General features: G+C 64.8%; 2 protein-coding genes. Both read right to left on the bottom strand.

From position 1 onward, the window contains the following. Positions 1-73: 73 nt before the first annotated feature. Positions 74-523 (bottom strand): hydroxyphenylacetyl-CoA thioesterase PaaI, encoded by a 450-nt coding sequence (paaI, locus tag GBC55_RS29680; RefSeq protein WP_162441232.1) that lies wholly within the window; start codon positions 521-523, stop codon positions 74-76. Beyond that, a partial coding sequence (gene paaH, locus GBC55_RS29675; protein WP_247267082.1) for a 3-hydroxyacyl-CoA dehydrogenase PaaH occupies positions 516-1977 on the bottom strand: 1462 nt, incomplete at its 5' end. The genes paaI and paaH, both read right to left, overlap by 8 nt.

Here is a 1977-nt window from a genome sequence, read left to right as displayed (position 1 = left end):
GTCGGCGCGCACGCTGCTCAAGGCGCCGGCGTAGCGGCCGATCGGGGTCCGCACCGCGTCGATGATCAAGGCGTCATTCATTCGGGGTCTCCTGCGCGAGCACTGTCCCGCGCACTTTGTAGGATTTGCCATGGAACAGCGCGATCAGCTGGCCCTGTTGATTTTCTATGCGTACGTCGTAGTTGCCGGTGCGGCCAGAACGGCTTTGTTCGATGCAATCGGCGGTCAGCGTGTCGCCCTGATGTGCCGGGGCGATGTAGTCGATGCTGCAACCGATGGCCACCGTGGCGTCGTTGTAGCTGTTGCAGGCGAAGGCGAATGCCGAGTCGGCGAGGGCGAACAGGTAGCCGCCGTGGCAGGTGCCGTGACCTTGAATCATGTCGGCGCGCACGCTCATGCCGACCCGGGCACAACCCGGCGCGGCGGAGAGTAGGCGCATGCCCATGGCCTGGCTGGCGGCGTCGCGCTTGAGCATGGTTTGGGCGCACTGGCTGGCCAGGTTCATGGCTTCGTGGTTAGTCATGGAACGTTCTCCCTTCAGCGACCCGGCGACGCAGCAGCAGCGACGGGCGATAGCGTTCTTCGCCGTAACCGGCGTGCAGGTTTTCCAGTACGGTCAGGACGTGTGAAAGCCCGATGGCATCGGCCCAGGCCAGCGGGCCCTGGGGATAATTGACCCCGGCGCGCATGGCCAGATCGACGTCGGCGGCCGAGGCGACGCCTTGCAGCACGGCGTCGGCGGCTTCGTTGGCGAGCATCGCGACCGTGCGCAACACGGCCAGGGCCGGGCTGTCGCTGAGTCGGCTGACGGTGAATCCAGCGCACTGCAGCAAGGCGATGCCCTGGTCCAGCGCGGAGTCGGTGATATCGGCTGAGCAACTGATGGCAATCCGTTTGGCCTGACCGTAGTCGGACGCCAGATCGAGCAGGATCAGGTTGCGCAAGCCGTCTTCCGCAGCGCGCTGGCAGGCCATGCGCCCGTCACTCAAGGCCAGCACCGCGTCGCCGACCCGCAATAGGCCTTGGCCGTCGCGCTGGATAACGTCGATGCCGTGGTCACGCAAGCGCGGGATCAGTGCGTTGGCGATGCCGAGATCACCTTCCACCACAGCGGTTTCAACGGCCGCACTGCTGTTGATTTCGATCGGATGAGGGCGGGAAGCACCTTCTGCATAGCTGTAAAACCCCTGGCCGCTTTTACGCCCCAGGCGGCCAGCCTCGACCAGTTCTTTCTGGATCAACGAAGGCAGGAAGCGTGTGTCGCCGTAGTAGGCATCGAACACCGAACAGGTCACGGCGTAGTTGACGTCATGGCCGATCAGATCGGTCAGCTCGAACGCGCCCATCGCAAAGCCACCGGCATCGCGCATCAACGCATCCAGCGTCGGGCAGTCGGCGGCGCCTTCCTGCAGCAGGCGCAAGCTTTCGGCGTAGAACGGGCGCGCGACACGGTTGACGATGAAGCCCGGCGTCGAGCGGGTGTGCACCGGTTTTTTACCCCAGGCTTTGGCGGTGTCGTACAGGCATTCGGCGAGCGCCGGATCGCTGGCCAGGCCCGAGACGATTTCCACCAACGCCATGATCGGTGCCGGATTGAAGAAGTGCAGGCCGAGCAGGCGTTGAGGATGATTCAGCTGCGCGGCGATGCTGGTGATCGACAGCGACGAGGTGTTGCTGGCGAGGATGCACCGTTCGCCGCAGACACTTTCCAGTTGGCGGAAGAGCGCGCGCTTGACCTCAAGGTTCTCGACGATGGCTTCGATGACCAACTCGCAATCGGCCAGCGCTTCGATGGCTTCCACGGCGTGCAGGCGGGCGATGGTTGCTGTCCGTGCCTCGCTTGAAAGCTTGCCCTTTTCGACGCGCTTGCCCAGCTGCCGGTCGATGCCTTCGATGGCCTGTGCGGCGGCGCCCGGACGGTTGTCCAGCAGCAACACCGGATGGCCGGCCTGTGCGGCGACCTGGGCGATGCCGGCG

It is taken from the genome of Pseudomonas sp. TNT3, assembly GCF_010095445.2.
GTDB lineage: Bacteria > Pseudomonadota > Gammaproteobacteria > Pseudomonadales > Pseudomonadaceae > Aquipseudomonas.
This window is presented reverse-complemented; position numbering and strand designations above follow the sequence as displayed.

Coding starts and splice junctions, on each gene's coding strand:
- paaI (WP_162441232.1), bottom strand. CDS start 523: ATGACTAACCACGAAGCCATGAACCTGGCCAGCCAGTGCGCCCAAACC.